The following is a 24,801-nucleotide window of genomic DNA, read 5'->3' on the forward strand; positions in this document are numbered from 1 at the left end:
TAGATCGGAAAATAGGGGAAGAGCCCCCATTTGCCAAGTCCCGTGCGGTGCATCGTGCCTTTCGATGGCCGCGCGTTGGGGAAGAAAACCCCACGACCTGACCACCCCGTGCTCCTGCGAAGGCAGGAGCCTAGGGCGCATGGGACCGCCTAAACCGCCCTGGCCTCCTGCCTTCGCAGGAGCACTGGGTGGATGGGTGGAGAGCAGGTGATCATCTCAAGCTGGCCGAGGCGGGACATGATTATCTCGGGTGGCAGCGGCGCGCCGCCTGCCGAGCCGGATGCACACCGCACCCGACCCACCTCATCACCCGTTCAACCCTCGAGCTGCTTCTGCAGCGTGCGGATATCCGCGTCCATCTCGGGATTGTCGAGGCGCATTGCCTCGATGGTCTTCACGGCGTGGATCACCGTGCTGTGGTCCCGTCCACCGAACACGCGACCGATTTCCGGCAGCGAGCGCGGCGTGAGCTTCTTGGCCAGATACATCGCCACCTGACGCGGCCGGGCAACCGCACGGGCGCGACGCTGTGAGCGCATTTCGGACTGGTCGATCCGGTAATGGGCCGCGCACAGCTTCTGGATCTCATCGATGGTGATGCGCCGGTGGCTCGCGCGCAGCGATTCGGCCAGCATCGACTGCGCCAATTCGGTGGTGATCGCCTTGTCGACGAGCTGGGCATAAGCCACCAGCTTATTAAAGGCGCCCTCCAACTCCCGAATGCTGGTGCGGATGGCCCCGGCGAGCAGGGCGATGACGTCGTCCGGCACGGCGATATCCGCCACTGCTTCGCGCCGCGCTTCCAGAATTTTCATGCGCAGCTCAAGGCCCGCAGGCTGAATGTCGGCGACCAGCCCGCCCGCCAAGCGGGACAGGATGCGCGGATCCACCGAACCAAGCTGCTGGGGCGGACGATCGGCGGCGATCGCGATCCGCGCGCCGGCATCGATGAGATCGTTGAGCGTGTGGAGGAATTCCTCCTGTGTCGGCCCCTTGCCGGCGATGAACTGGATGTCGTCGATCAGCAGCATCCGCGCTTCGCGCAGCCGGGCCTTGAACGAGAAGGTGTCGTTGGCGCGAATCGCGGCCACGAACTCGTTCATGAACCGCTCGGCCGACATGTAGAGGATTGCCCCGTCCCGCACCGACGCACCGGTGGTGCCGCCAAGCGTCTCGCCATAGGCCTGCGCAATGGCGTGGAGCAGGTGGGTTTTGCCAAAGCCGGTCGGGCCGTGGATGAACAGCGGATTGAAGGCCGGGCGGGTCGCGCCGGCCATGGCCTTGGCAGCCGACGCCGCCAGCACATTGCTCTCGTCCGTCATGAAGCCGGCGAAATCGTGACGCGGCTCGAAGCGTTGCGCAGCGCGCCGCCCCGCCGACTCCCGGTTGGTCGATGCGTCCTGCGAGGACGCGAGCGCCCGCGTGGACTGGCCCGGACGCGCCGTGCTCTCTTGCGGGCGGAAGCCGCGCGGGGTGACCGCCACCGTCTCCGGCGCCTCGCTGGCGCGAACGATGCGCAGGTCATGCACGCCGACGGGCGTCGTGCGCCAGGCCAGTGCGATCCGCGTGGCGAAATTGCTGGAGACGTAGCTCGCCGCGAATTCCGACGGCGCCTCGATATCGAGCGTGCCGGACTGAGCGCAGAAGCTGCCCAGCCGCAACGGCCGAATCCATTGATCGAACAGGCGAACCCCGACGGCCCTGCGCAGCCCCGCACGGATCTCCGTCCATGCCTGTTCCAGCGCCTCGCGCTCGGGCTGCTCGCCGATGTCGGCTGGCCCGATGCCGTCGGCAACGCTGCTGAAATGTTGCTGATTCACGTGTTGCCCCATGTCTTCCCGATCCCCGATCGTCCTACTCCTCGCAGGTGATCTGCTGTCAGACGCTGGACGCGAAAATCCCTCGCGGGAGTGCCCCTCCCACGTCCAGTGTTCAACTCAGACCGCTGTATGACGTGGCTACGATTCGAGCCCCGCCGAGGGCAAGTTGTGGCAGTGCTCGCCCCCCCGATCAAGCACGCCCTCTGTCAAAAATCTGAAATAAAATGCTTGACCACGGAATCCCGACCGGAAGGACGGTTAAACAGATAACCAACTGATATTTAACACATTTTTCCAGCCTTGAGAGGCCGGAATTTGCTGCGCCCGCTGCGAATCGTTGGGATTCCGAAGATCAGGTCACGGCGCTCCTGCGCCCCGAAAGTTTAACCGTTCGGACACCATTTGCGCTTGTCCTCTTCTTGTTCTCATACGGCTCGCTCAGCGCGCTCCGTCGGGTTCCATCGAGGCCTGCGACTCGGACGTCCAGCCTCCGCCCAATGCCTTGTGGAGTGCAATCGCAGCCTGTACCGCCCCCGCCTGCGCGCGGTTCAGCTGCTGCATCGCGGACTGGCGCACCAGAGCGGCCCGCGCCAGGGCGAGCCGGTCGTCCTCGCCAGCGGCCTGGCGGCGGGACACCAGCGCATAGGCAGCCTCTTCCCGCGCCAGCGTCTCGCGTGCTGCGGTGAGCCCCTCCACGCTGCGGTCGAATCGATTGATGGAGTCTTCACTGTCCGCCAGCGCGCCGACCACGGCGCCATCATAGCGGGCCGCCGCTGCCTGCGCGCGCGCATCGGCCGCGCGCACCATCGCCCGCGCCCGCCCGCCGTTAAACAGCGGCCAGAACAGGCCGCCCCCGCCCTGCAGCCGGGTGCTGTCCCCGCTCACCAGATCGCCGATCGCGCGGGCCTGCTGGCCAACAGCCAGGCTGAGCGACAGGCGCGGAAACAGATCGGCCCGCGCCACGCCGATGTCGGCCGTGGCTACCGCCAGCTCCCGCTCGGCGCTGAGAATATCCGGCCGGCGCCGCAATAGCTCGGAGGGCAAGCCCGCCGCAATGGCCGGCGGCGGCGCAGGAATGGCGCCCGGCTGCTCCAGTTGCGGGACCAGCGCGGCGGGGTCCTTGCCGACCAGCCGCGCCACTTGCACCGATGAGCTCCGCACGCCGGCCTGCGCCTGCGTCACCGCCAGCCGGGCGGTCTCGGCCTCGCCCCGCGCGCGGCCGGCATCGATGGCATTGGCTTCGCCAGCACGCTCCAGCAGCCCCGCCAGATCGGCAAGCTGCGTGCGCGCGGCAAGCATGTCCTGCGCGACCGCAAGATCCGCCTGCGCCTGCCGCAGACCGACATAGGCCCGCGCCAGTTCGGCGATCAATCGCATCCGCACCGCCTGCGCCGAGAGCGCCGCCGCCTCGCTACGCGCCTGCGCGGCCTCACTCTGGCGCGCCTGCCGGCCCCACAGATCAAGTTCCCAACTGGCGTCGAAGCCGACATCGAACAGCGGGAAGTCCCGCGCGAAACCGGGAATCTGGCCCACCGGCATCTGGCCATTCTCGCTCAGCACCACCTGATTGCCGCTGGCGCTCGTCGTTACCTGCGGCAGGCGCCCGCCGCGCACGGCATCGCGATTCGCCCGCGCCTCCGCCACCCGCGCCTGTGCCTCCCGCAGGTCCGGATTGCCGGCCAGCATTTGCTCGACCAGTTCGTTGAGCATGGGATCGTGCAACTGCTCCCACCACCGCTCGGCCTGCACGGCGCCCGTCCCAGCCTCGCCCAGCCAGCGATCCGTCACATGGGTCTGCGGCGGCGCATAGGCGGGACCGAGCGCACAGGCGGAGAGCAGCAGTGGTGCCAGCGCAGCGCCGGCGAGCGGAGGGAGAGGGGTAACACGCATGGACTTCACTCCATTCGGGCACGGAACAGCCAGGCCGCCGCACTCAGAGAGACGAGGGCTATGACACCAAGCGGCCAGAGCTGATGGAACACGACGGCGGCGGGCATGGCCTTCAAGAACAGACCCTGCACGATGATGAGGAAATAGCGGACCGGATCGGCGTGCGTAATGATCTGCAACCAGTCCGGCATATTCTCGATCGGCGCGGCATAGCCGGAGAGCAGGATGAGCGGCACGGTGACGATGAACGAGCCGAGAAACGCCTGCTGCTGCGTCATCGACATGGCCGAAACGAGCAGACCCAGGCCGATGAGGGCAAGCTGGTAGAAGAGCATCGCGATGAGGAACAGCAGGAAGGAGCCGGTGAAAGGCACCCCGAAGGCAACCTGCGCCACCACCAGAAACAACACGCCATTGACCATGCCGACCAAGAGCGGCGGCACCATCATGCCGATGAGAATCTCATGCACCCGCATGGGCGAGACCATCAGCTGATCGAACGTCCCAAGTTCCCGCTCGCGCGCCACGGCCTGCGAGGTGATGGCGATGCCGGCGATGGAGATGATCAGCGCCACCAGCCCCGGCAAGGTGAACCACATATAATCAAGGCTGGGATTGTACCAATGCGTCACCGCGCTGCCGCCGGCCATGCGCGCACTGATCGGCGCCAGTTCCGCGCCATAGCCCGCCGCGATCTGGTTCACATAGCCCGCGACGATCTGTGCAGCATTGGACCGGCGGCCATCCAGCACCAGGCCCAGCGTGGCGCTCTCCCCACGCGCAAGGCGCTGATCGAAATCCTCCTGGATGACGAGCGCGGCGAGCACCTTCTGCTCGTTGATCGCCTCTTCCATCGCCGCCATGGAGGGCAGCACGATGACGTCCCGAAAGCGCGGACTGCCCTCGATGCGCTGGAGCAATTCCTGCGCATGGGCGCCGCCGGAGCGGTCGACGAGGCCGATGTCGACATTCTTGACGTCCAGCGTGGTGGCGAAGGTGAAGATCAGCAACTGAATCAGCGGCGGCAGCACGAGCACGATGCGCGACTTGGGATCGCGCAACAGCGCCCAGATTTCCTTGACGATCATCGCGCGCAGGCGGGTGAAGCGAGCGGCCATCAGTCAAGGCTCCGCCGCGTCGCGCGGAAGCAGAGGATGAAGAACAGGAGGCCAAAGCCCAGCATGATGAGGATGTTGGGCAGGATGATCGCCCAGATGTCGCCGGCCATGAACACGGTTTGCAGCGCGGGAATGAGGTAGCGCGCCGGCACGGCATAGGTCAGCGCCTGGATCGGCCAGGGCATCGACCCGATCTCGAAGATGAAGCCGGAGAGCAGGAAGGTCGGCAGGAAGGAGGCGAGCAACGCCACCTGACTCGCCACGAACTGGTTGCGCGTCGTCGCCGAGATGAACAGCCCCAGCCCCAGCGCCGGCAGCAGAAAGGCGGCAGCGATGGCGAACAGGGCAAAGATCGACCCGTGGAAGGGCAGCCCGAAGGCGGTCACGGCAATCACCGTGCACAGCGCCATGGAGACCATGCCGAGCAGGAAATAGGGCAGCACCTTGGAGAGGATGAACTCGGTCATCCGCATCGGCGTGGCCAGCAGCGCCTCCATGGTGCCCCGCTCCCATTCACGCGCGACGACCAGCGCGGTGAGCAGCGTCCCGATCATCGTCATCACGATGGCGATGGCGCCGGGCACGAGGAAATAGCGGCTCTGCAGGCCCGGATTGAACCACATGCGCTGGGAGACATCGATGGGCGGCGCAGCCCGGCGCCCGAGGCGCATCCCCAACTCGTCGGCCATCCATGTTTGCCGCACCCCCTCGGCATAGCTCGCGACGAAATTCGCCTGATTGGGCTGGGTGCCATCGGTGACGATCTGGATTGGTTGCGGTGTCCCGTGCGCCATGGCCCGGCCGAAATCGGGCGGAATGACGACGAAGCCGCGAATCGCACCCTGCTGCATCAGCGCGCGGGCGGGCAGCACGGCATTGAGCGGGGTGACCTGGAAATAGGGCGAATGGGCATAGGCCTGCGCCAGCCGCGCGGCCGGCGCGCTGTCGTCCTGCACGACCAAAGCGATCTTGGTGTCGCGCGGATCGAGGGAAATCGCATAGCCAAAGAGGAAGAGCAGCAGCAGCGGCATCGCAAAGGCGATGAGGAAGGTCGAAGGATCGCGCCGGATCTGGGCATATTCCTTGACGATCAGCGCCAGCAGCCGGCGGTGCGAAGAGCCTGCCATGGCGCCGGCACTCGCCTCCACCTGCGCCAGCGTCGGGTCGGGATCGGTCCCACTCATGCCGCGGCCTCCGCGTCCCTGTCGGCGTCGGACGCCTCAATGAGGGCGATGAACGCGTCCTCCATCGTGGGATCATCCTTGCCGGTCAGTTCGCCAGCTTTCGCCTTGAGCGAGTCGGGCGGGCCGCTGGCGATCTGCCGCGCGCGATAGATGAGCGTCACATCGTCGCAATATTCGGCCTCGTCCATGAAATGGGTGGTGACCAGTACCGTGACGCCGCGCCGGACGAGTCCGTTGATATGCGTCCAGAACTCGCGGCGCATCACCGGATCGACACCGGATGTCGGCTCATCGAGGAACAGCACCGGCGGCTCGTGCATCACCGCGCAGGCCAGAGCGAGGCGCTGCTTGAAGCCGAGCGGCAGCGTCCCGGCATTGCGCTTGAGGTTACCGCCGAGCTCGAAAATGTCCGTCACCCGCTCGATCGCCGCGCGCGCCTGCCCGCCGGACAGATCATAAGCGCCGGCGAAGAAATCGAGATTCTGCGCGACCGACAGATCGCCATAGAGCGAGAATTTCTGGGCCATATAGCCCAGCGATCCGCGGGCCTGTGCTGCGGCCCGGCGTAAATCGTGCCCGGCCACCGATCCGCTGCCCTCGCTCGGCGTGAGCAGGCCACACAGCATCTTGAACGTGGTCGATTTGCCAGCACCATTTGGCCCCAGCAGGCCGAAAATCCGGCCACGCGGAACCGTGAAGCTCACATCACGCGCCGCCGTGAAGTCGCCGAATCTTTTGGTCAGCCCCCTGGCTTCGATGGCGGGTGCGTCGCTGGCGGGAATCTCGCGATAGGCCGCCGCCAGCGCGCTGGTCCCTTCCGGCCCGCCCCCTAGCCGCTCGATGAACCCATCCTCGAAGCGCGCAGGCGCCCGAGACACCTGCGTTTCCGGCCCCATATCGAGCGCGTCGGCATCCGGCACCGGATGGCCCTCGCCGATGAGCAGGCGGATCGCGCGGCCCTGCAAGGTGCCGTCGATCACGTCCGGCCGGTCGAGCGCGCGGGTGAGCGCCTGCCGCCGGCGCTCGGCAAAACCGGTGACCCGAATTACGCGGTCGCTGATCGCATCGGTCAGCGTGGCCGGCGGACCCGTGAACAGCGTCCGCCCCTCGCTCAGCAGATACACCGTGTCGCACATCTCGGCTTCATCGAGATAGGCGGTGGACCAGAGCACGCCGATGCCCTCCTTGGTCAACTCGGCAACCATGGCCCACAGCTCGCGGCGGCTGATCGGATCGACGCCCACGCCCGGCTCGTCCAGCAGCAGCAATGGCGGCGTGCTCACCAGCGCGCAGGCCAGGCCCAGCTTCTGCTTCATGCCACCCGAGAGCTTGCCGGCCGGGCGCGCCTGAAAGCGGGCGAGATCGGTGAATTCGAGCAGGCGCTTGAAGACGCTCTCCTGCGCGTCGCGCGGCAGACCCCGCATCTCGGCATAAAGGACGAGATTCTCACGCACGGTCAGGTCTTCATAGAGGCCGAAGCGCTGCGGCATGTAACCGATCGAATCAAGGCGATCGGCAGGCGGCGCGCTGAGAATGGAAACGGTGCCTTCATCCGCCCGCATCAACCCGGCCAGCACGCGAATCAACGTTGTCTTGCCGGCACCATCCGGCCCCACCAGCCCGGTAACCTTGCCCGGCACCACAACCAAATCGACCCCGCCGAGCGCGCGTGTATCGCCGAACGCTTTCACGATCCCCGTGGCCGTCGCGACCGGCTGGCTATCGCCAGCGACTGGCGCGAGGTCGCTCATATCGGCCTGCCGCCGTTATTCCGTCGCGATGGCGACGTCCCGCGCATGGTCAGCGCTTCGCTGTGGGGGCGGGATCGGCGATGGCAACGCTCACCGGCTGGCTCTGCCGCAGCTTGCCGTCCGGATCATCCACGACGATCCGCAAGCGATAGACCAAGTCGGTGCGCAGGTCGCTCGTCTCCACCGTCTTGGGGGTGAATTCCGCGCGCGGCGAAATATAGCCGATGATGCCGGAATAGGATTTGGGGTTGCCATCCGCCGTGATCGTGACCGTCATGCCCGGGGCTATCCGGCTGAGCTGGTTCTCCGCCACATAGGCCCGCACGCGCACCGGGCGATCGATGGCCAGCGTGAAGACGGTTTCGCCCGGGGCCACGATTGCACCGGGTTCGCGCGCGCGCGTCACCACCACACCATCCACGCTCGCGAGCAGGCGGGCGTCATCGAGATCGGTGCCAACGCCCTTTCGCGCAGCCTCGGCCGCCTGCAGCGCCGCGCGCGCCGCCTCGACGTCTTCGCGCCGCGCGCCGGTGCGCACCAGGGTCAGCGCCGCCTGCGCCTCGGCGAGCTGGGCATTAGCGCGATCGCGCATGGCGACCGTGGATTCCCACACATCGCGGCTGATTGCGCCCGGGGCGACCAGCGGCTGCCGGCGTTCAAAGTCGCGCTGGGCATCGCGCGCCGCCGCCTGCGCTGCCGCAAAGCGAGCCTGCGCCTGAGCGACATCTTCCGGCCGACTGCCGCGCTGGAGCTTGAGCAGTTCCGCGCGGGCCTGCGCCACGCGCGCATCGGACTGGGCGACGGCGCTATCGATGGAGGCCCGGTCCAGCTCGGCCAGCAGCATGCCCTGCTTGACCCGCTGGCCTTCCTCGACCGGGATCTGCGCGATCCGTCCGCCGACCCGGAAGCCGAGATCCACTTCCCGAATGTCGACATTGCCATAGAGCGTCAGAGGCCCGTCATCCCGCCCCAGCAGCCCGAAGCCGCGCGTGCTCACGGCAGCGATCAGCAGGACGGCGACGATGATGAGCACGATCAGGCGCTGGCGGGTCATGGCGTCATTCCTCGGTGAGCAGGGTTTCGGCGGACTTGAGCAGGCTGGCAACCAGCGCCTCGCCCGTAGCGGAATCGAGATCGGGCACTTGCATGGTCCGCACCACGCAGGCGCGACCGAGGCGCAAAATCAGCGCCATGCCCATGATATGGAGGATCAGCGGGCGGCGCTCCGCTTCGGTGAGCGAGGGCCGTGCGACGGCGGAGAGCAGGATCGCGGTCTCCACCAGCGGCCCGATCAATCCATCGTAGAGGCGCGTGAAGGCCTCGGTCGGGTGCTGCTGCTCACGCGCCACGAACTGCGCAAAGGTCGCCGAGCGCGACGAGAGCAGGAAGCGCGCCAGCGTCTCCAGCAGCGCCAGCATCTGCGTGCGGGCCTGCGCGGGCGTCTGCGGTGGCTGCTTCTCGATGATGGCGATCAGCGGCGCGTAGATACTGCCCACGACGGAGGCGATATGGTCGGCGCAGGCGAGGTAGAGCCCTTCCTTGGAGCCGAAATGATAGGTGATCGAGGACATCGCCGTCCCGCTGGCGCGGGCAATCTCTCGCGTGCTGGCCCCATCGAAGCCGAAGCGGCCGAATTGCTCCAAGGCAGCTTCGATAATCTGCAACGGAAGATCGCTTCTTGCAGGGCTTTCTGTGCCCATGGATGCGGCCCCGATATCCGTTGCGAGCGCTTTCTTGCGCGTGCGGGTTACGGCCTCATGCATTTTCTTTGCCCGTCGTAGCGTGGCGGACGTGCTGGTGGCACGTCCCTGAACCGCTCGATCTCGACATCCTTCGAGCGGCGTTCAACGATGACCAGCACAATGACGATGGAGATCGCATGAAGGATATTTGTTCGATCGAACGAACAATGTCAAATGGTGAGAGTAACCGTCAGTAAGGCTGGGTTGAACCGCTGCGACGCCCTAGCGACCTGTAGGAGCCTCCTCCTCGCGCCCCTCGACAGGTTGATCCAGCGTGGCCTTTGAATCCGGCGCATCCGTCTTGGCCCGGGCCTGCCCCTTGCGGCGGCGCAGATTGGCCCGCAAGGCTTCGGCGAGCCGGCGTTGGCGGTCGGAGGGCGGGGTACTCATGCCCTTGCTTTACGAATCCGGCTTTTGCGCTGCAAGTCGCCTTGACAAGGCCAGACGGTAAGGCCATAGGCGCGGCCTTGCTGACGCGGGGTACCCCTGCGAACGGCAGTGCTGCCGTAGCTCAGTGGTAGAGCGCATCCTTGGTAAGGCTGAGGTCGCGAGTTCAATCCTCGCCGGCAGCACCATTTTCCCCATCTGCTGTAAAGAACGCAGCGCCCGCCCCTGAAGGGCGGTTGCGGGCCATGATAAATCATCGACTTACGGCGCATGAGTGGCGCTGCAGACACACCTCACCCCGGTGAGTAAACGTGTAATCGACGTTTATTTGCCCCCTCCCCATCGCTCCCTACCTTTCAAGCACGGTTCAAAACATCTGAAAGGTATCCGTCATGAAGTCATCACTGCTTTACACCGCTGCGTTGCTGCTGAGCGGCGGCATTGCCGTGCCAGCCATGGCGCAGGACACCGCAGCGCCGGCTACTGCACAGCCGGCCGCCCCCGCGTCGCCAGCCTCGCCCGCAGCGCCGGCTTCTCCTGCCACGCCGGCCGCACCGGCTACGGCAGCAGCTCCCACGAGCTTTACGGATGCGGAGCTGGTCGGCTTTGCCAAGGCCGCTATCCAGGCGGACAAGATCCAGAAGGACGCAACGGTCGCTGCGGACGCCAAGCAGGAGCAGATGCTCGCCGCAGTGCAGTCCAATGGCCTGACGCCGGCGCGCTACAACGAGATTGCCCAGGCGACCCGGACCAATCCGGATCTCGTGAAGAAGATTCAGGAACTGGCCTCGGCCGACATGGCGACGCAGCAGCCGGCGACCGCGAATCCTTAAGACGCGGCGCGCACAACGCTGAAACGAATTGGGCGGCTCCCTCCGGAGCCGCCCATTTTCATGCCCGGTTGTCCTGCGCCTTCACCCGCAATCGCCACGCATGAAGCAGGGGCTCGGTATAGCCGTTTGGTTGTGCGACGCCCTCGAACACCAAGGCCCGTGCGGCTTTCAGCGCGAGGCTCTCCGGATGGCCTGCCATCGGTCGATAGAGCGGATCGCCGGCATTCTGTGCGTCGACCTTGGCCGCCATCTTCTCGAAGGCCGAATCGACCTGCGCCGGCGTACACACGCCATGAAGCAGCCAGTTGGCGATATGCTGGGAAGAAATGCGCAGCGTCGCGCGATCTTCCATCAGGCCGATGTCGTTGATGTCCGGCACCTTCGAACAGCCAACCCCCTGATCGATCCAGCGCACGACATAGCCGAGAATCCCCTGCGCATTATTCTCCAGCTCCTCGACGATCTCCTGCTCGGACCAGTTGGTGCCGGACGAGAGTGGCACGGTGAGCAGGTCCGAAAGCGGCGCCACCGGCTCGCGGCCGCGCCCCTGCTGGCGCGCCGCCACATCAACGGTGTGATAATGCGTCGCGTGCAGCGTCGCCGCCGTCGGGGAGGGCACCCAGGCCGTGTTCGCCCCGCTCATGGGATGCGCGATCTTCTGCTCAAGCATGTCGGCCATCCGGTCCGGCGCCGCCCACATGCCTTTGCCGATCTGCGCCCGGCCAGAGAACCCACAGGCCAGACCGATCTGCACGTTGCGATCCTCATAGGCCTTGATCCAGGCGGCGCTCTTCATGTCGCCCTTGCGGATCATCGCCCCGGCCCGCATCGATGTGTGAATCTCATCGCCCGTCCGGTCGAGGAAGCCGGTGTTGATGAACACCACCCGATTCTTGACCGCCGCGATGCAGGCCATGAGGTTGGCGGACGTCCTCCGCTCCTCGTCCATTACGCCGACCTTGATGGTGTGCCGGTCCATGCCCAGCATATCCTCGACCGCATCGAACAGATCGTTGGTGAAGGCACATTCCTCCGGCCCGTGCATCTTGGGCTTCACGATGTAGACGCTGCCGGCGAGACTGTTGCGCACCGGGCCGGCGCCCTTGAGATCGTGCAGGGCAATCAGGCTGGTGACGATGCCATCGAGAATCCCCTCGGGCGCCTCGGCACCATCGGGCAGCACAATCGCCGGCGTGGTCATGAGATGGCCGACATTGCGGACGAGCAGGAGGCTGCGTCCCTTGAGCGACCATTCCGACCCGTCGCGATCCTTGAAAACCCGGTCCTGGTTGAGCCTGCGCGTCTGCGTTTTGCCGCCTTTCTCGAACGTCGCAGAGAGGTCACCCTGCATCAGCCCGAGCCAATTGGCATAGGCCGCCACCTTGTCCTGCGCATCCACGGCCGCGACCGAATCCTCCAGATCGACAATGGTCGAGAGCGCTGATTCGATCACTACGTCAGCGATGCCCGAGGGGTCATTCTTGCCGATGGGGTGATTGCGATCGAACACCACCTCGATATGCAGGCCGTTCTTGCGGAACAGGCGGCCCTTGGGCGTCTGGCCGACATATTGGGTGCCATCCGCGATCGCGAAGCCATTGGCGGGATCGCCCATGTCCGCCCAGCTCCCGGACACCAGCGGCACGGCCCTGTCGAGAAAGGCCTTGGCCCAGGCGATGACCTGCGCGCCGCGCTCGGGATCGTAGCCGCCCGGCTTGGCCGTTCCCGGCAAGGCATCCGTGCCGTAGAGCGCATCGTACAGACTACCCCAGCGGGCATTGGCGGCATTGAGCAGGAAGCGGGCGTTGAGCACCGGCACCACCAATTGCGGACCGGCCAGCGTTGCGAGCTCGGCATCGACCTTTTGCGGATCGATGGTGAAGGACGCCGGCTCTGGAACGAGATAACCAATCTCGCGCAGGAACGCCTCATAGGCCGGCTGATCGATCGGTTGGCCGGCCCGCGCCTCATGCCAGGCATCGATCTGCGCCTGAAGATCGTCGCGCTTCGCCAGCAACGCCCGATTGCGCGGTGCAAAATCGGCGAAGATCGCCGCCGTGCCGGCCCAAAAGTCTTGCGCAGTCAGCCCCGTACCCGGCAGCGCGCGCTGCTCGATGAAGTCGGCCAGTTCCTGTGCAACCGAGAGCCCGGCGCGGTCCACCTTGTTCGTCATGCCTTGCATCCCCGCCGTTCAGCCCTGCGCCTTGAGGCCGGCCGCTGCCAGCCCGGCCAGCGCGGCCGCTTCGTCATTGTCCGATGTGTCGCCGGTCACCCCGACCGCGCCGATCGCCGCGCCCTCATCGTCGACGATGATAACGCCACCGGCGGCCGGGATCACCGCATGCGGCGCGGAGGCCGCAAAAGCGCCGATGAACCAGGGCCGCTCCTGCGCCATATCCCCCAGCTTGCGCGAGGAAACGCCCATGGCGAGCGCGCCAGCCGCCTTGCCCGTCGCCACCTGCGCGCGCGCGAAAGAAGCGCCATCGCCGCGCTGAAAGGCGATCAAATGCCCGCCGGCATCCACGACGGCTGCGCTCAGCGGTTTGAACCCTGCGGCCTCCCCTTTCGCGAAGACGCCCTCGATGACCGCATTGGCCTGTTGCAAACTGATCCGGCTCATAAATCTGTTCCTTCCGCTCACGGGCGATCATCGGGATTTGGCTGTGCGTGGACATAGCCGGCCCGTTCAGTCGAGACCAGCGAAGTCCGCGTCGAATCAGCCGCGAAGCGCAACGCCTTGCTGGCGACAGGACATCGGTCACAGCAACTGCCGAAATGCCAACGCCCCGGTCACAAAGCGGTTCAGCATCGTGCAAAAACGCATTAAGGGGCGGCCCACACTCCGCAGTCGCGATGAAATACGAGGGACGTCATGACCGATACCAAGCTGATCGCCACCATCGATGCCGCATGGGAGGACCGCGCCAATATCGGCCTGTCCACCACCGGCGACGTCCGTGCGGCGGTGGAGAAGGCACTGGCGCTGCTGGACAGCGGCGAGGCGCGCGTGGCGGAGCCGACCGACGCAGACGGCAATGGCGGCTGGCAGGTCAACCAGTGGCTGAAGAAGGCCGTGCTGCTCTCCTTCCGCCTTAACGACAATGCGTTGATCGACAATGGCCCCGGCGCCGGCCACTGGTGGGACAAGGTGCCCTCCAAGTTCGCCAACTGGGGCGAGGCGGATTTCCGCGCCGCGGGCTTCCGCGCCGTGCCCGGTTCCATCGTCCGCGCCGGCAGCTATATCGGCAAGAATGTCATCCTGATGCCCAGCTTCACCAATATCGGTGCGTTCGTGGGTGACGGCACGATGGTCGACACCTGGGTGACGGTCGGCAGCTGCGCGCAGATCGGCAAGAACGTCCACCTCTCCGGCGGCGTCGGCATTGGCGGCGTGCTGGAGCCGCTGCAGGCCGACCCGGTGATCATCGAAGATGACTGCTTCATCGGCGCGCGCTCGGAAGTCGTCGAGGGCGTCCGCATTGGCCAGGGCTCGGTGCTGTCGATGGGCGTGTTCATTGGCCAGTCGACCAAAATCGTCGATCGCGCCACCGGCAAGGTCTATATGGGCGAGGTGCCGCCCTATTCGGTGGTTGTGCCCGGCTCGCTCCCCGGCAAGCCGCTGCCGGACGGCACGCCCGGCCCGAGCCTCTATTGCGCCGTCATCGTCAAGACCGTCGACGCACAGACCCGCTCCAAGACGGGCATCAACGACCTGCTGCGCGACTGATCAGGAAAGGGGGCGGGGCCAGACCTCGCCCCACCTTCTCCCCATTCTCACGCTGCTTTGAGCTGGCGCAAATCCCGGCCGCTAGGCTCCTGGAACACCCGCAGATCGAAGGAGTCCAGCACGGCCAGCATATGGTCGAAGATGTCGGCCTGGATCGCCTCATAAGCCGCCCATGCCGTGGTGGTGGTGAAGCAATAGATTTCCAGCGGAATGCCCTGCGGCGTCGGGTCCAATTGCCGCACCAGCAGCGTCATCTCCTTCGAGATGCGCGCATTGGCCCGCAGATAGGCGGCCATATAAGCCCGGAATGTCCCGAAATTAGTGACCCGCCGGCTGTTCACCGGATCGAGGCCGTCATGGGCGATGCGGCTGTTCCATCGCTCCAGCTCCGCCTGCTTTTCCACCAAATAGTCGCCCAGCAGCGCAAAGCGGCGCAGGCTCTGCTCTTCCTGATCGGACAGAAACCGCACGCTGGTCTGGTCGATCATCAACGAGCGCTTGATCCGCCGCCCGCCGGATTCCGACATGCCGCGCCAGTTCTTGAAGCTCTCCTCGATCAGCCGGTGAGTCGGGATGGTGGTGATGGTCTTGTCCCAGTTCTGCACCTTCACCGTGTGCAGCGCGATGTCGATCACGTCGCCATCAGCATTGAGCTGCGGCATCTCGATCCAGTCACCGACGCGCAACATGTCGTTGGAGGTCAGCTGGACGGAGGCCACCAGCGACAGGATCGTATCCTTGAACACCAGCATGATGACCGCCGCCATAGCGCCAAGGCCGGACAGCAGCAGCAGCGGCGACTTGTCCATCAGCTGGGCGATCATCAGAATCGCCGCCGCCGCGAACAGCACGATCTTGAGAACCTGGATATAGCCCTTGATCGGCCGGTTCACGGCGTGCGGCCGCCGCTGGTAGAGATCGTTGACGAAGGTCAGTGCATGGCTGAGCGCCAGCACGATGGTGAGGATCACGAACGCGCCCGCCACATTCTGCACCACCGTCACCAGCGACGGCGGCAGATGCGGCACGGCCGCGATCCCGCGTGAGACGACCATAGCCGGGACGATATTGGTCAGCCGGGCCACCGCGCGGCCGAGCGCGGGCGTATCGTGCGGCAGGACGCGCAGCGCCATGCGCAGCAGGATCGACTTGAAGATGAAGTTCGCGAGCGCCGCGACCGCGATCAGGATTGCCAGCCCGGAGAGGCTTTCAGCCCAGGCCGGCAGACCGGCGAACCATCGATCGAGAAGGGGAATGGAAAAGGAAGGGTCGGTTGCCGTGGGAATAGAATCAATCATGACAAAGGGCGCGGCCGCGAGCGGGCCGGCGATAAGCTCCTGTTTCATCTCAAATTGGGCTGCCAACCTGCCTGCCTTTAGGCATGAAGTCAAACCAGCGGCCGGATTGCGCGGGCCGCTGGCTGCTCCCCCGATCTAGACCGGCGTTGAAATCTTCATGAGGACAAGGCCCGAAACAATCAGCCCGGCGGCGGTTAATCGCAGCACTGTAAGCGCCTCCCCAAAAAACGCGATGCCGACAGCGAATGCGCCGAGCGCGCCGATGCCCGTCCAGATCGTATAGGCCGTGCCGAGTGGCAAAACCTTCAGCGACCATGCCAGACAGGCAAAGCTGAGCAGCATCGCCGCGATCATGACGAAGGTGGGCCATAGCCGGGTGAAGCCATCCGACTGCTTCATGGCCGTCGCCCAGACGACCTCGAACAAACCCGCGATGCAAAGCGCAATCCACGCCATGACAGCCTCCTGAAAGCGCCGGGCCGTCCCGGTCTTGACGTCAGAGGCGGGAACGTGGTCGCCGCAAGGAAAATTTAGGCGCCACACCGCGTGCGATCAAGGGCAGTTAGGCCCTGAGGTGATCATGCCCTCAGCCGCCGCCGAGCAGGCGCTGGCGGAGGCGTTCCATGCCGATGGCGTCAATGGCGACTGCGCGATCGGGCGCCTTGAGCACCTCGGCCAGATAGCCAAGCGTCTGCGCCGCAAGATCGAACTGCTGCAAGGCGGTCGCCCGGCTCGTGACGTCCACCGTTTCGACCAGTTGCGTGCCGAGGTCTTCGATCAGATGCCGCAGCACATCCAGTTCCTCGGCGATCCGCCGATCCAGCTCCGCAGTCGGGGCCGAGGCGCGGGGCGCCGTCCCAGGCGCAGCGGGCCGTGATGACGGCAGAGGCGCATCGACGCGGGGCTGCCCCGTCTGACTTGCGGCAGCGATCCAATTGCCCTCGCGCCAGCCGGACACCGAAATCGTGCCCTCAAAGCGCACGCCGCAGCGATTCTTGTCCACCCAGATGACCGTGGCGCCCATCTCAAGCTGCAAGCGCCGCAAGATGAGGCCTGCACCGACCGGCGGCAGCGCAGCGCCTTCCAGCAATGCGCCGTGCTCGGAGAGATTGCGGATGCGCACCGGAGCGGCGATCCCCTCCGCCTCAATAGTCGCGGACAGGAGCAGATTCGTGCGGGAAGGCCGAGCGGCCGCTGGGTTGGACTGGTCTGCCGGCATCGGCACAATCGGCTTCCTATCCAAAAAACATTCTCTAGATCCGTCGCTCGGCCCGGCGTCCGTCCGACCTCCCGGACGTCTGCGGGGCTGAGGAAATCTCCCCGCAAATAGCAGGCTCGCTTGCCGGCGCAAATCCCATCCGTCGACTCGCGCCCAATGCCGCGTCCCGAAATGCGCCGAACGGGCCGCGTTGCAATTGATTAGCGCCGGCGCCGGCACGTGCCTATATCGACGCTATGGCACCACCCAGAAAGCCCACCCGTCCCCAGCCCGCCGGCCTGCCGACGCGCGAACAGATCCTCGATTTCATCAGCAATGCCGATCAGCCGGCAGGCAAGCGCGAGATCGCCAAGGCCTTTGGCCTGCGCGGCAACGAGAAGATCGCGCTCAAGGCCCTGCTGCGCGACATGGCCGATGAAGGCCTGCTCGAAACCGGCAAGGCGAGAGCGTTCAACCTGATGGGCGGCGTCCCCAAGGTCACCGTGCTGCGCGTGGTCGAGTCCGATGGCGGCCAGGTCATCGCCGTGCCGGAGCGCTGGGAAGCCGAGGGCCACCCTATTCCCAAGCTGCGCGTCATCGAGCGCGGCAAGCGCGGCGCGCTGGGCATTGGCGACCGGATTCTGGCGCGCACCGAGCAGGCCGGTCATGGCTGGGTCGCCCATCCGATGAAGAAGCTGGCCGGCGCGACCGAGCAGATGCTCGGCGTGGTGGCCAAGGACGAGCGCGGCAAGCTGATCCTGCGTCCCGTCGACAAGCGCATCCGCTATGAGACGCCGATCAGCGACCAGGGCGATGCGCAGCCGGGCGATCTCGTGCTGGCCGAGAAGAGTGGCCGACCCCCGCGCGTCACCGCGCGGGTGACGGACGTGCTTGGCGACCCCTTCCAGCCCCGTAGCTTCAGCCTGATCGCCATTCACAAATATGGCATTCCCGATGTGTTTCCCGAGGAGGCCGAGACCGAAGCCGCGAAGGTCCACGACCTGCCCCTCCACGCCGATGCGCGCGAGGACCTGCGCGCCCTGCCCATCGTGGCGATCGATCCGGTCGATGCCCGCGATTTCGATGATGCCGTGTGGGCCGCGCCGGACGATGATCCGGCCAATGAAGGCGGCTTCAAGGCCATCGTCGCCATTGCTGACGTCTCTTATTATGTACGGCCCGGCTCGGCACTGGATCGCTCCGCGCGCAAGCGCGGCAACAGCGTCTATTTCCCCGACCGTGTCGTGCCGATGCTGCCGCACGCGCTCTCGTCGGACATGTGCTCGCTCAAGGCAGGCGAGGATCGCGCCGTACTGGCCTGTCATCTCGTCATCGGACCGGGCGGTGCGCTCAAATCCTGGCGCTTCACCCGCGCGATCATCCGCGTCGCCGCCAACATTCCCTACGAGATGGCACAGGCCGCCATCGACCGCGTCGAAGGCAAGCCAGAGCGGACCTTCTCAGACACCCGGCTCGACATCGGGCTGATCGATCGCCTCAAAGGCGATGGGCTGATCGACGACGCACTGGTTCCGCTCTGGGCATGCTGGCGCGCGCTGGCCAAGGCGCGCGATGCCCGTGGTCCGCTCGATCTCGACCTGCCCGAGCGCCGGGTCGTGCTCGACGAGGAAGGCCGCATCGTCAGCATCGCTATCCGCGAACGGCTGGATGCGCACCGGCTGATCGAGGATTTCATGGTCACCGCCAATGTCGCTGCCGCCAAGGCGCTGGAAGCCAAGAAGGCGCCGGTCATGTACCGCGTCCATGAGCCGCCCAGCCGGGAGAAGCTGACGACGCTCAAGGAGTATCTTGAAACCTACGGCATCAGCCTGGCGCTCGGGCAGGTGATCACCACCAAGACCTTCAACCGGCTGATCGAGCAGATTCCGGATGATGCCGCCGCGCGGCCGCAGATCATGGAGCAGATCCTGCGCAGCCAGACGCAGGCCTATTACGGCCCGCGCAATCTCGGCCATTTCGGCCTGTCGCTCGGCTCTTATGCGCACTTCACCTCACCAATCCGGCGCTATTCGGACCTGTTGGTGCATCGCTCGCTGGTCGGCGCCTATGGGCTGGAAATGCCGGCACCGGCGGACAAATCACTCCCGCGCGAAACGCGGCTCTCTTCGGAAGACGTGGCCGATCTCGCGCCCATCGGCGAGCGGATCAGCCAATATGAGCGTCGGGCGATGGAAGCGGAACGCGAAACGGTCGACCGCTATGTCGCGGCATTTCTGGCGCAGCATGTCGGCGAAATCATGGCCTGCCGCATCACCGGTGTGCAGAGTTTCGGCTTCTTTGCCACCGTCGTCGAGCTGGGCGGCGATGGCCTCGTGCCCGTCTCGACGCTCGGTGGCGAATATTTCCGCTATGACGAGGTACAGCAGGCGCTGATCGGCGAGGACAGCGGCGATCGCTATGCCATGGGCGACCGCATCGACCTGCGCATCGCCGAATCCGACCCAGTAAGCGGCGCGCTGCGCTTCGAGATTCCACACGGCGCCAGCCACATGCCCGAACGCAAGGACCGTCGCCGTCCCGGCAGTGCGCCCGTCCGCCGCACCGGACGCCCGCCGAACATCCGGCACACCGCGCGCCGCAAGGGGCCGGTCAAACGCCGCTGATCGCGCGGGACATTGGATAAAGGGGCGCTCCATCTAGGCGCGCCCCGTCGTTCATTCCTGCGCTGTCAGGTCAAAAGGCATAGAACAGAGAAAACTGCAGCACAGGGTAAACCTTGTACTTGTTGACCTCGTCGTTGACATCCGCCTGCTCCTTGAGCAACTGCTCCTGGAAAGCCGCGTTGGTCGCGAGGCTACCGGTGGCCCGCAGCGCATCCACGCGCGGCGTGCCCTGGAACATGGCGCCGGCGTCCACGCCGAACTTGATGCCGCGCCTCAGGCCACCCGCATAACCCACGGTCAGCAACGGCGCGAAGTCCTTGGCGCGGATCGTGCCGGAGAGCGTGCCGATCTCGCTCGGGGTATAAGTGACATCGCCGATGGTCACAGGCTCGGTCGGCGTCGCCGTAGCGCTGACCCGGTTCTTGGCGATGCGGAAACCACCGGAAAGCCGGAACCCGCCGCCGAACGGATAGACGTCCGCGACGGCGCCATAGGATTCGAGCTTCAGCTTGCCCTCATAGGTCAGGTCGTTGACGTCGATGTCATGGCTGAAATCGAAGAAGGACGCGCTGGCTCGTACGCCAAACGTGTCATTGATCCTCATCCCCACTTCCGGCCCGGCGCCGAGCGTGCCGGCGGTGACGCCAACCGAGTAACGCGCATCTTCTGCGAAGGCGGGCGACACCGCCAGAAGCGTGGCGGTGCTCAGTGCGAGACAGGTCTTCATCTTGATAGGCATTTTTGCTTCCCCCCAAATGTCGTGAGGGCGCGCTCATGCCCGAGCCGGGTACAGGCGTCATATCCTGTCAGGGATATACGCCGCGGACGCGATCGCTGTGTTTCGGCGGCCGATTATTCGTGCTGCCGGCCGAAGTCAGGCGCGGCGTCGTCCTGCCCTTGCTCGATGATCGAGCGACGGATCGCCCGCGTCTTGCTGAAATGCTCGAACAGCGCGTCGCCATCGCCCCAGCGAATGGCCCGTTGCAGTTGCGAGAGATCCTCCGAGAAGCGCTGAAGCATCTCCAGCACCGCGTCCTTGTTGGTGAGGAAGACATCGCGCCACATGGTGGGATCGGACGCGGCAATGCGGGTGAAGTCGCGAAAGCCGCCGGCCGAATATTTGATGACTTCGCTGCGCGTCACGCTCTCCAGATCATTGGCCGTGCCGACGATCGTATAGGCGATGAGGTGCGGCAAATGGCTGGTGACGGCCAGGACCAGATCATGATGCGCGGCATCCATGATCTCGACATTGGCGCCGAGCCGCTGCCACAGCGCCTCGACCCGCGTGACCGCGACCGGATCGGTCCCGGCCGGCGGCGTGAGGATGCACCAGCGGTTGCGGAACAGCGTCGCAAAGCCTGCCTCCGGGCCGCTATTCTCCGTGCCGGCAACCGGATGTGCCGGCACCAGCGTCACATCGGGCAGGACCCTGTGGATTTCGGCGATGATGCTCGCTTGCGAGGATGCGACCTCCGAGAGGATGACATCGGCCGCCAGATCGTCGCGGATCGCCTCGGCAACCGGCGCCATCGCGCCCGGCGGCACGCACAGCACCACCAGATCGGCGTCGATCACCGCCGCGCCGGGCGTGTCCGTCACATCGTCGCATAGGTCGATCCGCCGCGCGGTCTCTCGCACTTCCGGATTGGCATCGTGCCCGACCACCCGCACGGTCGGCGCATAGGCCCGCAGGGCGCGCGCCAGCGACGAGCCGATCAGGCCCAGCCCGATGATGGCAACGCGCGAAAAGGGCAGCATCAGGCGCCGACGATCCGGCGAAGCGCAGCGACGAGCCCCTTCATGTCTTCCGGCGTGCCGATGGTGATGCGCAGGGCATTGGGCAGATCCTGCCCGGGCAGCCAGCGCACGATATAGCCGGCGTCCATCAGGTCCTTATAGGCCGTCTCGGCGCTCGTCTCGCCCTCGAACAGCACGAGGCTGAAATTGGCCTTGGACGGCACGGCGCGTAGCCCCTTGTTGCTAAGCGCCCCGATCTCCGTCTCGAACCAGGCGCGCCATTCGCTGTTGTGCGCGCGGCTCTTCTCCACGAAGTCCTGCGCCTCCAGCGCCGCGACCGCCGCGCGGGACGAGGCGATGGGGAAGGAGAAGGGCTGGCGAATGCGGTGCATCGCGTCGATCACCTCCGCGCTGGCATAGCCCCAGCCGACCCGGCCGGCAGCAAGGCCGAAGATCTTGGAGAAGGTGCGCGTGACCAGCACATTGGGCGCGGTGCGGGCCAGTTCCAGCCCGCCATCGTCATCCTCGGCGTCGAGATATTCGCTATAGGCCTGATCCAGCACCAGCAGAACATGTGGCGGCAGTCCGGCATGCAGGCGGGCGATCTCCGCGCGGGGCGTGAACGTACCGGTCGGGTTGTTCGGATTGGCGAGGAACACCAGCCGGGTGCGATCCGTGACATGGGCCAGGATGGCATCGACATCCGTCGCATAATCCTTGTCCGCGACCTCGACGGGCACTGCGCCGACGCGACGCGTCGCGATGGGGTAGACGGAGAAGCCATAGCGCATGAAAATGATCTCATCGCCCGCGCCCGCGAAGGTGCCGGCAGCCATGTGCAGCACTTCATCCGACCCGGTGCCGTAGATGATCCGGGCCGGGTCAAGCCCGTGCCGCTGCGCAATCGCTTCGCGCAGCTCAACCGCAGCGGAGTCGGGATAGCGCTCCAGGCAGTCGGCAGCGGAACGGAATGCCGCGCGCACCGGCTCGGCTGTGCCGAAGGGATTTTCATTGGACGAAAGCTTCACGACCTCGCGGCCATCATCCGCCTTCGACTTGCCCGGAACATAAGGCGCGATGGCCATGATCCAGTCTTTGGCGACGGGTGCGGCGGGCTTTTGAAGATCGTCTGTCATGGCGTGGCGCTTTAGCCCCGCTGCGCGCAATTGGCAAAGGCCTGTGCGATTCGCCCAAAGCTCCGCGATGATGCGCTCGACAGCCCCGGCCGGCCGGCCCGATTGACAATATCCGCTCTTCGGCTCAAGCGCTGGATCATGTCCATGGAGAGTGCCATCGCTTCCACAGACCAGCGCTTCGGCCTGCGGCGGTCCATCCGGCTGGCAGGGCCGCTCCGGCTCGATAGCGGCGCTAGCCTGACGCCCGTCGAGATCGCTTACGAAACTTATGGCACGCTGAACGCGCAGGGCAGCAATGCCGTGCTGATCTGCCATGCGCTGACCGGCGATCAGTTCGTGGCGTCGGAACATCCGGTGACCGGCAAGCCCGGCTGGTGGACGCGCGCCGTGGGGGCCGGCAAGCCCATTGACCCCGAGCGGCATTTCATCATTTGCGCCAATGTGTTGGGCAGTTGCCTCGGCTCTTCCGGCCCGGCCAGCATCGATCCTGCCACCGGTGCGCCTTTTGCGATGCGCTTTCCCGTCATCACCATCGCCGACATGGTCCGCGCACAGGCGATGCTGCTCGATCATCTGGGCGTGGCCCAGCTTGCCGCCGTGGTCGGCGGCTCGATGGGCGGGATGCAGGCGCTGGCGTGGCCGACCCTCTATCCCGAGCGCGTGCGCGCCGTGCTGGCGATTGCCACCACCGCCCGTCACAGCGCGCAAAACATCGCCTTTCACGAGGTCGGGCGCCAGGCGATCATGGCCGACCCGCGCTGGCGCGGCGGCGACTATTATGCGAGCGGCGAGCCCCCGGCTGCGGGCTTGGCGGTGGCACGCATGGCCGCGCACATCACCTATCTTTCCGAAGCCGGGCTGACCGAAAAGTTCGGCCGCAAGCTGCAGGCGCGGGAGACGAAGACCTTCGGCTTCGATGCCGACTTTCAGGTTGAGAGCTATTTGCGCCACCAGGGCATCAGCTTCGTCGAGCGGTTCGACGCCAACAGCTATCTCTACATCACGCGGGCGACTGATTATTTCGATCTGGCAGAGGATCATGGCGGCAGTCTGGCCAATGCGTTCGCGCGGACGCAGGCGCGCTTCTGCATCATCAGCTTCGATACCGACTGGCTCTACCCCACGACAGAGTCGCGCAACATCGTCCACGCGCTCCATGCGGCCGGTCGGGCCGCGACCTTCGTCGAGCTTTCAAGCCCCTTCGGCCATGACAGCTTCCTGCTGGATGCTCCCGAGATGAATCGCGTGCTCGACGGCTTCCTGAGAGGCGGCGCATGACCGGGATGCACGCTGATATCACTTTGAGCGACGATCCGGTCCGGTTGGACCGCGCGCGCATTCATGGCTGGCTAGCCTCGAGCTACTGGTCGCCCGGCATCGCCCGCGCGCTGGTGGACCGGGCCATCGACGGATCGCACTGCCTCGGCGCCTATCGCAACGGCGCCCAGATTGGCTTCGCCCGCATGATCACCGACCATGCCACCTTTGCCTGGCTGAGCGACGTGTGGGTCGATGACGCCGCGCGCGGAGCCGGGCTGGCACGCCGCATGGTCCAGTGGTTTCTCGATCATCCTGATTTCCAGGGCATCCGGCGTATCGGCCTCACCACGCTCGATGCGCATGGCGTCTATGCCCCGCTCGGCTTCCGCAGCCCGCGAAAGCCCGACCGCTACATGGAACGGCTCGACCCCGCCTTCGACACGCTGCTGAATGGCGAAGAGACTTCGCCGCATGACTGACGGCCTGCGTCCGGATCTTGCACTGATCGCGCGCCACGTCACCACGGGCTCTCGGGTGCTGGACGTGGGTTGCGGCGATGGCGCCCTCATGGCGGCGATGCGCGACGGAGCACACGCAGACGTGCGCGGGCTGGAGATCGATCCGGCCAATGTGGCCGCGGCCGTCGGGCGCGGCCTGCCGGTCGTTCAGGGCGATGCCGACACCGACCTTGGCTATTATCCAGACAAGAGCTTCGATTTCGCGATCCTCAGTCAGACGCTCCAGACGACGCGGCGACCGGACAAGGTGATCGAGCAACTGCTGCGCATCGGCAAACAGGCCTTTGTCTCCTTTCCCAATTTCGCGCACTGGCGCGGGCGCCTCTCGCTGATGTGGGGCGGGCGGATGCCGGTGACGCCGCTGTTGCCCGAGCGCTGGTACGACACGCCCAACATCCACCACCTCACCATCGACGATTTTCGGGCGCTGGTGCGTGAGCGGGGCTGGACCATCGATGCCCAATGGTTCCTCAACCATGGCCGCACGACGGGATCAGCCAATGCCAATCTGTTCGCCGAACACGCCGTCTTCCTGCTGCATGCCTGATGGGCGACACACCATCCTTCCGAATTAT

The 24,801-nt window shown here is 65.7% G+C and carries 22 protein-coding genes and 1 tRNA gene; 7 read left to right on the forward strand and 16 right to left on the reverse strand.

The window, feature by feature from the left end:
* Window positions 1–314: 314 nt before the first annotated feature.
* The 8 genes from dnaA to M2343_RS12825 all read right to left on the reverse strand — a co-directional run bounded on the left by dnaA (window position 315) and on the right by M2343_RS12825 (window position 9,895).
* Window positions 315–1,832: a chromosomal replication initiator protein DnaA gene (dnaA, locus tag M2343_RS12790; RefSeq protein WP_264576955.1), complete on the reverse strand. Its 1,518-nt coding sequence runs from the start codon at window positions 1,830–1,832 to the stop codon at window positions 315–317.
* A gap of 426 nt (window positions 1,833–2,258) precedes the next feature.
* Complete coding sequence (locus M2343_RS12795; protein ID WP_264576956.1) at window positions 2,259–3,710, reverse strand: efflux transporter outer membrane subunit; 1,452 nt, start codon at window positions 3,708–3,710, stop codon at window positions 2,259–2,261.
* Window positions 3,711–3,715: 5 nt separating this feature from the next.
* Window positions 3,716–4,828, reverse strand: coding sequence for an ABC transporter permease (locus M2343_RS12800; RefSeq protein ID WP_264576957.1), 1,113 nt, complete (start codon window positions 4,826–4,828; stop codon window positions 3,716–3,718).
* Window positions 4,828–6,012, reverse strand: a complete 1,185-nt coding sequence (locus tag M2343_RS12805) for an ABC transporter permease (protein ID WP_264576958.1) — start codon at window positions 6,010–6,012, stop codon at window positions 4,828–4,830. The genes M2343_RS12800 and M2343_RS12805 overlap by 1 nt, the downstream gene beginning before the upstream one ends.
* On the reverse strand, window positions 6,009–7,763 hold the full coding sequence (locus M2343_RS12810) for an ATP-binding cassette domain-containing protein (RefSeq protein ID WP_264576959.1): 1,755 nt from the start codon (window positions 7,761–7,763) through the stop codon (window positions 6,009–6,011). The genes M2343_RS12805 and M2343_RS12810 overlap by 4 nt, the downstream gene beginning before the upstream one ends.
* Before the next feature lie 49 nt (window positions 7,764–7,812).
* Window positions 7,813–8,817: an HlyD family efflux transporter periplasmic adaptor subunit gene (locus tag M2343_RS12815; protein WP_264576960.1), complete on the reverse strand. Its 1,005-nt coding sequence runs from the start codon at window positions 8,815–8,817 to the stop codon at window positions 7,813–7,815.
* Between the two features lie 4 nt (window positions 8,818–8,821).
* Window positions 8,822–9,427, reverse strand: a complete 606-nt coding sequence (locus tag M2343_RS12820; protein ID WP_264576961.1) for a CerR family C-terminal domain-containing protein — start codon at window positions 9,425–9,427, stop codon at window positions 8,822–8,824.
* A gap of 300 nt (window positions 9,428–9,727) precedes the next feature.
* Window positions 9,728–9,895 carry a hypothetical protein gene (locus M2343_RS12825; protein WP_264576962.1) on the reverse strand — a complete coding sequence of 56 codons (168 nt, stop codon included), beginning with the start codon at window positions 9,893–9,895 and terminating at the stop codon, window positions 9,728–9,730.
* Between the two features lie 110 nt (window positions 9,896–10,005).
* Here M2343_RS12825 and M2343_RS12830 point away from each other — a divergent pair.
* A tRNA-Thr gene (locus M2343_RS12830) sits at window positions 10,006–10,080 on the forward strand.
* Between the two features lie 204 nt (window positions 10,081–10,284).
* Window positions 10,285–10,725, forward strand: a complete 441-nt coding sequence (locus tag M2343_RS12835) for a DUF4168 domain-containing protein (protein ID WP_181560990.1) — start codon at window positions 10,285–10,287, stop codon at window positions 10,723–10,725.
* A 58-nt stretch (window positions 10,726–10,783) separates the two neighbouring features.
* On the opposite strand, the gene M2343_RS12840 is transcribed toward M2343_RS12835, so the two are convergent.
* Both M2343_RS12840 and M2343_RS12845 read right to left on the reverse strand, forming a co-directional pair.
* Window positions 10,784–12,898 carry a malate synthase G gene (locus tag M2343_RS12840; RefSeq protein ID WP_264576963.1) on the reverse strand — a complete coding sequence of 705 codons (2,115 nt, stop codon included), beginning with the start codon at window positions 12,896–12,898 and terminating at the stop codon, window positions 10,784–10,786.
* 18 nt (window positions 12,899–12,916) lie between these two features.
* Window positions 12,917–13,345 (reverse strand): GlcG/HbpS family heme-binding protein, encoded by a 429-nt coding sequence (locus M2343_RS12845; protein WP_264576964.1) that lies wholly within the window; start codon window positions 13,343–13,345, stop codon window positions 12,917–12,919.
* Between the two features lie 252 nt (window positions 13,346–13,597).
* Here M2343_RS12845 and dapD point away from each other — a divergent pair, with 252 nt between their 5' ends.
* Window positions 13,598–14,452: a 2,3,4,5-tetrahydropyridine-2,6-dicarboxylate N-succinyltransferase gene (dapD, locus tag M2343_RS12850; RefSeq protein ID WP_264576965.1), complete on the forward strand. Its 855-nt coding sequence runs from the start codon at window positions 13,598–13,600 to the stop codon at window positions 14,450–14,452.
* Window positions 14,453–14,499: 47 nt separating this feature from the next.
* Here dapD and M2343_RS12855 read toward each other — a convergent pair whose 3' ends face one another.
* The 3 genes from M2343_RS12855 to M2343_RS12865 all read right to left on the reverse strand — a co-directional run bounded on the left by M2343_RS12855 (window position 14,500) and on the right by M2343_RS12865 (window position 16,969).
* Window positions 14,500–15,750, reverse strand: a complete 1,251-nt coding sequence (locus M2343_RS12855) for a mechanosensitive ion channel family protein (protein ID WP_264577561.1) — start codon at window positions 15,748–15,750, stop codon at window positions 14,500–14,502.
* Between the two features lie 135 nt (window positions 15,751–15,885).
* The gene (locus tag M2343_RS12860; protein ID WP_264576966.1) at window positions 15,886–16,206 is read right to left on the reverse strand and encodes a DMT family transporter; all 321 of its coding nucleotides are present in this window, start codon (window positions 16,204–16,206) and stop codon (window positions 15,886–15,888) included.
* Between the two features lie 130 nt (window positions 16,207–16,336).
* A complete protein-coding gene (locus M2343_RS12865) occupies window positions 16,337–16,969 on the reverse strand; it encodes a PilZ domain-containing protein (protein WP_264577562.1) in 633 nt (210 codons plus the stop codon).
* Window positions 16,970–17,205: 236 nt separating this feature from the next.
* Here M2343_RS12865 and M2343_RS12870 point away from each other — a divergent pair, with 236 nt between their 5' ends.
* Window positions 17,206–19,572, forward strand: a complete 2,367-nt coding sequence (locus M2343_RS12870; protein ID WP_264576967.1) for a ribonuclease R family protein — start codon at window positions 17,206–17,208, stop codon at window positions 19,570–19,572.
* 70 nt (window positions 19,573–19,642) lie between these two features.
* On the opposite strand, the gene M2343_RS12875 is transcribed toward M2343_RS12870, so the two are convergent.
* The 3 genes from M2343_RS12875 to hisC all read right to left on the reverse strand — a co-directional run bounded on the left by M2343_RS12875 (window position 19,643) and on the right by hisC (window position 22,448).
* Complete coding sequence (locus M2343_RS12875) at window positions 19,643–20,311, reverse strand: hypothetical protein (protein ID WP_264576968.1); 669 nt, start codon at window positions 20,309–20,311, stop codon at window positions 19,643–19,645.
* Window positions 20,312–20,424: 113 nt separating this feature from the next.
* On the reverse strand, window positions 20,425–21,333 hold the full coding sequence (locus tag M2343_RS12880; protein WP_264571615.1) for a prephenate/arogenate dehydrogenase family protein: 909 nt from the start codon (window positions 21,331–21,333) through the stop codon (window positions 20,425–20,427).
* Window positions 21,333–22,448 (reverse strand): histidinol-phosphate transaminase, encoded by a 1,116-nt coding sequence (gene hisC, locus M2343_RS12885; RefSeq protein WP_181561000.1) that lies wholly within the window; start codon window positions 22,446–22,448, stop codon window positions 21,333–21,335. Before hisC ends, M2343_RS12880 begins: the two co-directional genes overlap by 1 nt.
* A gap of 138 nt (window positions 22,449–22,586) precedes the next feature.
* Here hisC and metX point away from each other — a divergent pair, with 138 nt between their 5' ends.
* The 3 genes from metX to metW are packed head-to-tail and all read left to right on the forward strand — an operon-like array spanning window position 22,587 to window position 24,773.
* Window positions 22,587–23,726, forward strand: a complete 1,140-nt coding sequence (gene metX, locus M2343_RS12890; RefSeq protein WP_264576969.1) for a homoserine O-acetyltransferase MetX — start codon at window positions 22,587–22,589, stop codon at window positions 23,724–23,726.
* A gap of 5 nt (window positions 23,727–23,731) precedes the next feature.
* Window positions 23,732–24,187, forward strand: a complete 456-nt coding sequence (locus tag M2343_RS12895; RefSeq protein ID WP_264577563.1) for a GNAT family N-acetyltransferase — start codon at window positions 23,732–23,734, stop codon at window positions 24,185–24,187.
* Window positions 24,180–24,773 (forward strand): methionine biosynthesis protein MetW, encoded by a 594-nt coding sequence (metW, locus tag M2343_RS12900; protein ID WP_181561002.1) that lies wholly within the window; start codon window positions 24,180–24,182, stop codon window positions 24,771–24,773. Before M2343_RS12895 ends, metW begins: the two co-directional genes overlap by 8 nt.
* The last annotated feature ends 28 nt before the right edge of the window (window positions 24,774–24,801 follow it).

Source organism: Sphingobium sp. B8D3B, assembly GCF_025961875.1.
Classification (GTDB): Bacteria; Pseudomonadota; Alphaproteobacteria; order Sphingomonadales; family Sphingomonadaceae; genus Sphingobium.

Coding starts and splice junctions, on each gene's coding strand:
- dnaA (WP_264576955.1), bottom strand. CDS start 1,832: ATGGGGCAACACGTGAATCAGCAACATTTCAGCAGCGTTGCCGACGGC.
- M2343_RS12795 (WP_264576956.1), bottom strand. CDS start 3,710: ATGCGTGTTACCCCTCTCCCTCCGCTCGCCGGCGCTGCGCTGGCACCA.
- M2343_RS12800 (WP_264576957.1), bottom strand. CDS start 4,828: ATGGCCGCTCGCTTCACCCGCCTGCGCGCGATGATCGTCAAGGAAATC.
- M2343_RS12805 (WP_264576958.1), bottom strand. CDS start 6,012: ATGAGTGGGACCGATCCCGACCCGACGCTGGCGCAGGTGGAGGCGAGT.
- M2343_RS12810 (WP_264576959.1), bottom strand. CDS start 7,763: ATGAGCGACCTCGCGCCAGTCGCTGGCGATAGCCAGCCGGTCGCGACG.
- M2343_RS12815 (WP_264576960.1), bottom strand. CDS start 8,817: ATGACCCGCCAGCGCCTGATCGTGCTCATCATCGTCGCCGTCCTGCTG.
- M2343_RS12825 (WP_264576962.1), bottom strand. CDS start 9,895: ATGAGTACCCCGCCCTCCGACCGCCAACGCCGGCTCGCCGAAGCCTTG.
- M2343_RS12835 (WP_181560990.1), top strand. CDS start 10,285: ATGAAGTCATCACTGCTTTACACCGCTGCGTTGCTGCTGAGCGGCGGC.
- M2343_RS12840 (WP_264576963.1), bottom strand. CDS start 12,898: ATGACGAACAAGGTGGACCGCGCCGGGCTCTCGGTTGCACAGGAACTG.
- M2343_RS12845 (WP_264576964.1), bottom strand. CDS start 13,345: ATGAGCCGGATCAGTTTGCAACAGGCCAATGCGGTCATCGAGGGCGTC.
- dapD (WP_264576965.1), top strand. CDS start 13,598: ATGACCGATACCAAGCTGATCGCCACCATCGATGCCGCATGGGAGGAC.
- M2343_RS12855 (WP_264577561.1), bottom strand. CDS start 15,750: ATGATTGATTCTATTCCCACGGCAACCGACCCTTCCTTTTCCATTCCC.
- M2343_RS12860 (WP_264576966.1), bottom strand. CDS start 16,206: ATGGCGTGGATTGCGCTTTGCATCGCGGGTTTGTTCGAGGTCGTCTGG.
- M2343_RS12865 (WP_264577562.1), bottom strand. CDS start 16,969: ATGCCGGCAGACCAGTCCAACCCAGCGGCCGCTCGGCCTTCCCGCACG.
- M2343_RS12870 (WP_264576967.1), top strand. CDS start 17,206: ATGGCACCACCCAGAAAGCCCACCCGTCCCCAGCCCGCCGGCCTGCCG.
- M2343_RS12875 (WP_264576968.1), bottom strand. CDS start 20,311: ATGCCTATCAAGATGAAGACCTGTCTCGCACTGAGCACCGCCACGCTT.
- M2343_RS12880 (WP_264571615.1), bottom strand. CDS start 21,333: ATGCTGCCCTTTTCGCGCGTTGCCATCATCGGGCTGGGCCTGATCGGC.
- hisC (WP_181561000.1), bottom strand. CDS start 22,448: ATGACAGACGATCTTCAAAAGCCCGCCGCACCCGTCGCCAAAGACTGG.
- metX (WP_264576969.1), top strand. CDS start 22,587: ATGTCCATGGAGAGTGCCATCGCTTCCACAGACCAGCGCTTCGGCCTG.
- M2343_RS12895 (WP_264577563.1), top strand. CDS start 23,732: ATGCACGCTGATATCACTTTGAGCGACGATCCGGTCCGGTTGGACCGC.
- metW (WP_181561002.1), top strand. CDS start 24,180: ATGACTGACGGCCTGCGTCCGGATCTTGCACTGATCGCGCGCCACGTC.